The organism is Pseudomonas sp. D(2018) (assembly GCF_005502555.1).
Taxonomy (GTDB): Bacteria; Pseudomonadota; Gammaproteobacteria; order Pseudomonadales; family Pseudomonadaceae; genus Metapseudomonas; species Metapseudomonas resinovorans.
On record NZ_SCOK01000055.1, the window covers coordinates 23,915 to 31,290 of the forward strand.

The 7,376-nt window shown below is 64.8% G+C and carries 8 protein-coding genes; 2 read left to right on the forward strand and 6 right to left on the reverse strand.

Going from position 1 to position 7,376, the window contains the following annotated elements; all coding sequences use genetic code 11:
- Positions 1-99 precede the first annotated feature (99 nt).
- From FFS60_RS24300 to FFS60_RS24315, 4 genes are read right to left on the reverse strand one after another with little or no spacing between them, the layout of a single operon-like run.
- On the reverse strand, positions 100-1,152 hold the full coding sequence (locus tag FFS60_RS24300; RefSeq protein ID WP_137823407.1) for an extracellular solute-binding protein: 1,053 nt from the start codon (positions 1,150-1,152) through the stop codon (positions 100-102).
- Positions 1,153-1,201: 49 nt separating this feature from the next.
- A complete protein-coding gene (locus tag FFS60_RS24305; RefSeq protein ID WP_028631102.1) occupies positions 1,202-1,993 on the reverse strand; it encodes an ABC transporter permease in 792 nt (263 codons plus the stop codon).
- Complete coding sequence (locus FFS60_RS24310; protein WP_137823408.1) at positions 1,993-2,907, reverse strand: ABC transporter permease; 915 nt, start codon at positions 2,905-2,907, stop codon at positions 1,993-1,995. The genes FFS60_RS24305 and FFS60_RS24310 overlap by 1 nt, the downstream gene beginning before the upstream one ends.
- 1 nt (position 2,908) lies before the next feature.
- A complete protein-coding gene (locus FFS60_RS24315) occupies positions 2,909-3,994 on the reverse strand; it encodes an ABC transporter ATP-binding protein (protein ID WP_137823409.1) in 1,086 nt (361 codons plus the stop codon).
- Between the two features lie 142 nt (positions 3,995-4,136).
- Between FFS60_RS24315 and FFS60_RS24320 the strand changes: the two genes are divergently transcribed.
- Both FFS60_RS24320 and FFS60_RS24325 read left to right on the forward strand, forming a co-directional pair.
- Positions 4,137-4,826 (forward strand): GntR family transcriptional regulator, encoded by a 690-nt coding sequence (locus tag FFS60_RS24320; protein WP_028631099.1) that lies wholly within the window; start codon positions 4,137-4,139, stop codon positions 4,824-4,826.
- Positions 4,827-4,833: 7 nt separating this feature from the next.
- Positions 4,834-5,571 (forward strand): aspartate/glutamate racemase family protein, encoded by a 738-nt coding sequence (locus FFS60_RS24325; RefSeq protein WP_137823410.1) that lies wholly within the window; start codon positions 4,834-4,836, stop codon positions 5,569-5,571.
- Between the two features lie 145 nt (positions 5,572-5,716).
- Here FFS60_RS24325 and FFS60_RS24330 read toward each other — a convergent pair whose 3' ends face one another.
- Both FFS60_RS24330 and FFS60_RS24335 read right to left on the reverse strand, forming a co-directional pair.
- Entirely contained in the window at positions 5,717-6,187 is a 471-nt protein-coding gene (locus FFS60_RS24330; RefSeq protein ID WP_137823411.1) for a phage antirepressor, read from the reverse strand.
- Between the two features lie 431 nt (positions 6,188-6,618).
- A partial coding sequence (locus FFS60_RS24335; RefSeq protein ID WP_137823412.1) for a 1-phosphofructokinase family hexose kinase occupies positions 6,619-7,376 on the reverse strand: 758 nt, incomplete at its 5' end.

A 7,376-nucleotide genomic window follows, 5' to 3' on the forward strand; every position in this document is an offset into this window, starting at 1 on the left:
AGAACGTAGGATGGGTAGAGCCTGCGAAACCCATGCTGCCGGTGCTCGGATCGATGGGTTTCGCTCCGCTCTACCGCATCCTACAAAGGCCAAAAGGCGTCAGCCTTTGAGCTTGGACCAGATGCGGTCCTGCAGCTCGCGAGCCTGGTTGCTGCACTCCTTCTCGGGGCGCAGGCGCTCGGCGTAGGCGTCGGGCATGTTGATGGCGTCCATCACGCGCCACTTCTTGTCCAGCAGCGCGTCGCTGTCGATGCCGTTGGCATAGGCGATGGCGTTGGACACGGCGGCAGCGTTCTCGGGCTTCATCATCCAGTCGATGAAGACCTTGGCGTTGCCCGGATGCGGCGCGCTTTTCGGCACGGCGAAGTTGTCCTGGAACATGGCCACGCCTTCACGCGGGTAGACGTACTTGATGGTGCTCTTCTGCAGCGTGGCGCGGGCGGTGGAGCCATTCCAGTTCTGCATCATGATCACCTCGCCCGAGGCCATGCGGTCCACGGTGTTGTCGGAGCTGTACATCTTCAGGAAGGGCTTCTGCTTCTGCAGCAGCTCGAGGATGCGCTTGGCGTCCTGCGGGTTTTCGCTGCATTCATCCACGCCCAGGTAATGGCTGGCGGCGTTGATCACGCTGCTCGGCGTATCCAGCGCGGCGAGCTGGCCCTGCAGTTCGGGGCGCGGCTCGAAGAACTCCTTCCAGGAGTCGTCCAGCGTGCCGCCCGGCACCCGTGCGCTGTCGTAGGAGAAACCGGTGGTGCCCCAGAGGTAGGGCGCCGAGTACTTGCGGCCGGGGTCGAACTCGGGATCGCGGAAGGCCGGTTTCACATGGGCGAAGTTCGGCAGGCTCGGCGCGTCGATTTCCTGCAGGTAGCCCTGCTCGATCAGGGTGCGCATGATCGAGTGCGACGGCACGATCACGTCGTAGGCGGCGCCGCCGGCCTGCAGCTTGGCCAGCAGGGTCTCGTTGCTGTCGTAGCCGTCCATGGTGACCTTGATGCCGGTCTCCTTCTCGAACTTGGCGAGCAGCTCCACCGGGTAGTAGTCGGTCCAGTTATAGAAGAACAGTTCCTTGGGCTCGTCCGCCTGGGCGCAGGCGGCGGCGAAACAGCCGAGGGTCAGACCGGCTACCCCATGACGCAATGCTTTCAACTTCATTGTTTTTCTCTCCGGTTGAAGAACAGGTTGGGCAGAGGTGGAACAGGGATCAGGCGGTGGGTTTGCCCCGCTGGCCGAGCCAGAAGGAGAGCACCACCAGGACGATGGAAATCACCAGCATCAGGGTCGAGATTGCGTTGATCTCTGGGGTTACCCCGGCCTTGATGGCCGAGAAGATGTAGACCGGCAGCGTGGTCGAACCGGGGCCGGCAACGAAGAAAGTCATGATGAAGTCGTCGAGGCTGACCACGAACGCCAGCACCGCGCCGGACAGCACCGCCGGGAACAGCAGCGGCAGGGTCACCCGGCGGAAGGTGTGGAAGGGGTTGGCGTAGAGGTCGTTGGCCGCTTCCAGCAGGCTCTTGTCCAGGTCGTTCAGGCGCGCGCGAATCGGCAGGTAGGCGAACGGAATGCAGAAGCCGATGTGGGCGATGATCACCGTCAGCAGGCCGAGCTTGATACCAAGCGCCATGAACAGCAGCAGGGTGGCCACCGCCGTGACGATCTCCGGCAGGATCAGCGGCAGGTTGATGCCGCCTTCCACCATCTTCTGCCCGTAGAAGGGCCGGTAGGTGGCCAGCGCCGCGAGCAGGGCGATGGCGGTGGCGCAGACGGTGGCGATGCTGGCGACGATCACCGAGTTCAGCGCCGCCGCCTGGATCGACGGGTTGGCGAGAATGCGCCCGTACCAGGCGAAGGAGAACTCGGTCCACACCGTGGCGGTGCGGTTGGCGTTGAAGCTGTAGGCGATCAGCACCAGGATCGGCAGGTACAGGTAGGCCAGCACCAGCAGGCTGGTTTCGCGGGTCAGCGGCAACTTTTTCAGGTGAGAGGCGATCATCAGCGGGCTCCCTGGCGGACGGCCTTGGCGGCTTTCTTGGCGTAGAGGGCGTAGAGCACCAGGGCCAGCAGCATCAGCCCGAGCAGGAGGAAGGACAGCGAGCTGCCCAGCGGCCAGTTGCGTGCGGTGCCGAACTGCTGCTGGATCAGGTTGCCGATCATCAGCGTCTTGCCGCCGCCGAGGATGGCGGGGGTGATGAACGCGCCGAGGCTCGGCACGAACACCAGCAGCGAACCGGCCACCACGCCCGGCATGGACAGCGGCAGGATCACCCGGCGCAGGGCCTTGGCGCGGTTGGCGCCGAGGTCATAGGCGGCTTCCACCAGGCGCCAGTCGAGCTTCTCCAGGGTGGAGTAGATCGGCAGGATCATGAACGGCAGGAAGCTGTAGACCAACCCGATCACCACGGCGAAATCGTTGTACAGCAGGGTGATGCCACCGGCCTGCGGGAACAGCGCATTGAGGCTCTGCGCCAGCCAGCCGTGCTCGCGCAGGATGATCAGCCAGGCGTAGTTGCGGATCAGCAGGTTGGTCCAGAATGGGATGGTGATCAGCAGCACCATGATGTTGCGCGAACGTTCGCTGAGGCTGGTCATCCACAGGGCCACGGGAAAGCCCACGAGGAAGCACAGCAGCGTGGTGCCACCGGCCTGCAGCACCGAGCGCAGCAGCGCCTGGGCGTAGACCCAGTTCAGTTCGAGGTTGCCGTCGAAATCTTCCTGGAAGAACAGCTGCGTGTAGCTCTGCCACTGCCAGTCAGCGTTCCAGTCCACGCCGCCATAGAGGTTGCGCGGCAGCAGGCTGATGTAGCCCATGATGCCCAGCGGAATGGCGATCAGGCAGAGCAGGGTGAGCAGCACCGGCGACAGCAACAACAGCCGGTTGAGGCTGGGGGAAGTGGCGCTGACGCTCATCTCAGGCCTCCATCAGCAGGCAGGCGTGGGGCGGCAGATGCACCGCCACGGGCGAACCCACGGAACGGGCGCTGGTGGCGCCTTCGTTGCTTTCGCGCAGCATCACTTTCACGTCGTTGGCCAGGCGGCACTGATAGAGCGTGGCCGTGCCAACGTAGAGCACGGCTTCGACCACGCCGCGCAGGTGATGCGGCTCGGACGGGTCCACCAGCTTCGAACGCTCCGGGCGGAAGGCCAGTTGCACCTGCCCGGCGTCCAGGGTCGAGGACGCGCAGGGGATTTCCACCGGCAAACCCTCGGGCTGGAACAGGCTGCCGTTCTGCGCACAGCGCTTGAGGTTGCCGGGCAGGAAGTTGATGTCGCCGATGAAGTGGGCGACGAAGCGGTGCTGCGGGCGTTCGTAGATGTCGTTGGGGGTACCGATCTGCAGGATCTTGCCGGCGGACATCACCGCGATGCGGTCGGAGAGGGTCAGCGCTTCTTCCTGGTCGTGGGTGACGAAGATGAAGGTGATGCCGGCTTCCTGCTGCACACGCTTGAGCTCCACCTGCATTTCCTTGCGCAGCTTGAGGTCCAGTGCGGAGAGCGGTTCGTCCAGCAGCAGCACGTCCGGGCGCGGTGCCAACGCACGGGCCAGGGCCACGCGTTGCTGCTGGCCGCCGGAGAGTTCGGCGGGACGGCGGCGGGCCAGGTGTTCCATTTGCACCAGGGCCAGCATTTCCTTCACGCGGCCAGGAATGGCGCTGTGCTCCAGCCCCTGCATCTCCAGGCCGAAGGCGATATTCTCGGCCACGCTCATGTGCGGGAAGAGCGCGTAGTTCTGGAACACGGTGTTGACCCGGCGCTTGTAGGGCGGGAGTTGGTCCACACGCTGCCCGCCAATCTGGATGCTGCCGGAGGTGACCTGCTCGAAGCCGGCGATGGAGCGCAGCAAGGTGGTCTTGCCGCAACCCGAAGGGCCGAGGAGGGTGAAGAACTCGTTGTGGCGGATGCTGACCGAGACGTCGTCGAGCGCTGGCGCCACCTCGGGGTCATCGGTGTAGCGCTTGCTGACGCGTTGCACCTCGATGGAGGATGTGTGCTTCATAATGGTGCATTCCTCTTGTTTTTGTATGCAAAATTTGAATGCAATCTAGAAATACTCGGATTATGCTGACAACGCAACCGGGTTTTTCTGCCTGCCTGTTTCCCGCAGGGCCTAGGTTGCGAACGCATTTACGGAGTCACGAATGGCAGACAAGAAGCTGGAAACCACGGTCGACCGCGTCTACCAAGGGGTTTACCAGGCCATCAGCAACCGCTCGCTGCGGCCGGGTATGAAGCTGGGAGAGGCCTCCCTGGCGGAACTGTTCAACGTGAGTCGCACTTCGGTGCGCGCGGCGTTGAAGCAACTGGAGGCAGACGGCCTGGTCTCGTCCGAACCGAACAAGGGCTGCTGGGTGTCGCTGCCCAGCGATGAAGAAATCCGCTCGCTGTTCGAAACGCGGCGGCTGATCGAGATCGGCATCGTCACCGAGCTCTGCCGACGGCGGGACAGCGCGGCCATGCAAGACCTGCGCGAGCACCTGCTGCTCGAAGAAGAGGCCCGGCGCCGCCACGACCACGAGCGGCTGATCCACCTGCTGGGCGAGTTCCACATCAAACTCGCCGAGGCGCTGAACAACCCGGTGCTGCTGGATTGGTTCCGCAAGCTGATTTCGCGCGCTTCGCTCTACGCCGCGGCCCTGGACGACGAACGCCACGACGCCTGCCGCGACGACGAGCACCTGCGCCTGATCGAGTTCATCGAGGCCGGCAACCAGAATGCGGCCATCGAGCTGACCTGCTTCCACCTGGCGGCCATCGAAACCGCCATCGTCGAGTCGGCCGGCAAGCTCAAGGCCAACTACCACCCGCTGAAGCACCTGATCGAGACCTGACCTCGGCATGAAAATCCAGCTGATCAACCCGAACACCAGCGTCGCCATGACCGCCGGCCTAGCCGAAGCCGCCCGCCAGCTGCTGCGCCCCGGCAACCAGTTGCTGGCGGTGACCAACAGCGCCGGCCCGGCCTCCATCGAAGGCCACTACGACGAAGCGCTCTGCGTGCCCGGGTTGCTCCAGGCCATTCGCGATGGCGAGCGGGACGGTGCCGAAGGGCATGTGATTGCCTGCTTCGGCGACCCCGGCCTGCTGGCGGCACGGGAGATCGCGAGGTATCCGGTCATCGGAATTGCCGAGGCGGCCATGCACCTGGCCACCTGGGTGGCGACAGGCTTCAGCGTCGTCACCACCCTGGGCCGCACCAAGGTCATCGCCCGCCACCTGGTGGAACGCTATGGCTTTCACCAGCACTGTCGGGGCATCCACGCCGTGGAAATCCCGGTGCTGGCGCTGGACCAGGACCCGGACGAGCTGTTCCGCCTGATGCGCACGGCCTGCCTCGACGCGCTGGCGCGCGATGAATCCGGCGCCATCGTCCTTGGCTGCGCCGGCATGAGCCACCTGGCGCAGGGGTTACAGGAAGAACTGGGCGTGCCGGTGATCGACGGCGTCAGCGCCGCGTTGAAGATGGTGGAAATGCTCGGCGAACTGCGCCTCTCCACCAGTAAGCGCGGCGACCTCGACTTCCCCCTGCCCAAACCTTACGCGGGATTCCTGCGGGGCTTCGCCGTCGGCGCCTGATTGCTCACCAAGGGTGAAACCTTGTAGGCGCGAATTCATTCGCCAAGCAGGTCGAAGACCTGCCCGTATGAGCTGGCTCTTGGCCCGATGGTTAATCTCTCGCAGCAGCTAACGCAGACATAGCGAATGAATTCCCCCCACAGGGTCAGGTCGCCAGGGCGAGGCCCTGCCCCTCGAACAACTCCGCCACATCCGTTACCCGCACCCAGCTGCGGCCCTGCCACTCCATCAGGCTGTACTCCTTGCCCTGCCACTCCACCCGGCGATGGCGGGGCAGGTGCGGGTGGGTGGCCGAACGCAAGGCGGGCACCACTTCGCCGGTGAACCACTGCCGCAGGCTGCGGTTTTCCGGGTGGTAGTAGTTCGTCCTCAGCACCTCGCAGACGGCGCTTTCGCTGATCAGCAACTGCTGCTCGAAGTCGCCCTTGGGCTTCTGCAGGGTCTCCATGCGCCACTGGTCGCGGTCGAGTTTCTCGGCCAGGCGCTCGTTGAAATGGCAGTTGGTCAGGGCGCCGAGGTCGCGGGCCACCACCCAGGCCTGATCATCGATCAGCAGGGCGCGCAGCGGGCGGCGATAGCGATGGAAAACGGTGGGTACGAAATAGTCGTGAGACATGAGCAGACTCCTTCCTGGTATCGGGGAGCCGCCACCTGATCCTTGCTGTATGAGGGTGGCGGACCGTACGAGGTGTGGAATCCCGGCTTGTAGACCAAGACCGGTGGGCAAGCGCCCCCCTCGCACGGTCCGCCATAGATGGCCAGGATCAACGAACAAGACTTCCATTCGCTGACTCTGCTTATGGCGGTATTGCGAAGGTCTACAAGTTACGGGATTCCACGCCCGGCCACGCCCAAGGGCATGACGGTGGGAGACGCTACAGATCGGCCTTGTAGGCCGGCAATGACTAGGCCGGGTAGGAATTCTCGGAAGAGCCGGGGCGTCGATTCGCCCGGTTCCGATGCTCGGGAAAGGACTACATCGTGCTGTCGTGAGCCGAATAAAGTCGCTAATCGGCTCAACGGCTGGTGCAGGTCGTTGTGCCGCATTCACGGCAAGGGCGCGGGCGTCCCGTTCAGCCAGCCGTACAGGCGCTCCGTATCCTCGCGCCGACACAACTCGCTGCCTTCGACCATGATCGCCGCCGTCCCGGCCGCCACGCCGTAGCGCGCTGCTTCACGCCAGTCCGCGCCGGCTGCGAGCTTCAACAGCATGGCCGCCACCAGGCTATCGCCCGCGCCCACGGTACTGCGCCGGGGCACCGTGGGCGCGGGAATGCGCTCACAAACGTGCGGCGTCACCAGCAAGGCACCCTGCGGCCCCAGCGACACCAGCACCGCCTCGCAGCGCCCCTCGGCCAACAGGTCCCACGCCACACGGGCGAGCTGCTCCGGGCCGGCGATCGGGTGGCCGACCAGCGCCGCCAACTCCTCCAGATTCGGCTTGATCAAGGCAAGACCGCCGCAGTCCAGCGCCTCCCGCAGTGCGCTGCCGGAACTGTCCACCACACAGCGGCTGCCGCGTTGCTGGGCGCTTCGCAGCAGGCGCGCGAGAAACCCCGCAGCCAGACCTTCCGGCAGGCTCCCGCTGATCACCAGAAACTCCGGCACCGGCAGCGCCTTCAACGCAGCCAACAGACCCGCCTGCTCCGCGTCGCTGAGCGGGCTGCCCGGCAAGACAAAGCGGTACTGCTGGCCGTCAGCCTGATTGGTCAGGTTGATGCACTCACGCGTCCAGCCGGCCACCGGCACCGCCTCGCAGGCCACCCCCTCGGCCTCCAGCAGCTCCACCAGATGCTCCCCCGTAG

Coding starts and splice junctions, on each gene's coding strand:
- FFS60_RS24325 (WP_137823410.1), top strand. CDS start 4,834: ATGAAAATCCAGCTGATCAACCCGAACACCAGCGTCGCCATGACCGCC.
- FFS60_RS24310 (WP_137823408.1), bottom strand. CDS start 2,907: ATGAGCGTCAGCGCCACTTCCCCCAGCCTCAACCGGCTGTTGTTGCTG.
- FFS60_RS24330 (WP_137823411.1), bottom strand. CDS start 6,187: ATGTCTCACGACTATTTCGTACCCACCGTTTTCCATCGCTATCGCCGC.
- FFS60_RS24315 (WP_137823409.1), bottom strand. CDS start 3,994: ATGAAGCACACATCCTCCATCGAGGTGCAACGCGTCAGCAAGCGCTAC.
- FFS60_RS24300 (WP_137823407.1), bottom strand. CDS start 1,152: ATGAAGTTGAAAGCATTGCGTCATGGGGTAGCCGGTCTGACCCTCGGC.
- FFS60_RS24305 (WP_028631102.1), bottom strand. CDS start 1,993: ATGATCGCCTCTCACCTGAAAAAGTTGCCGCTGACCCGCGAAACCAGC.
- FFS60_RS24320 (WP_028631099.1), top strand. CDS start 4,137: ATGGCAGACAAGAAGCTGGAAACCACGGTCGACCGCGTCTACCAAGGG.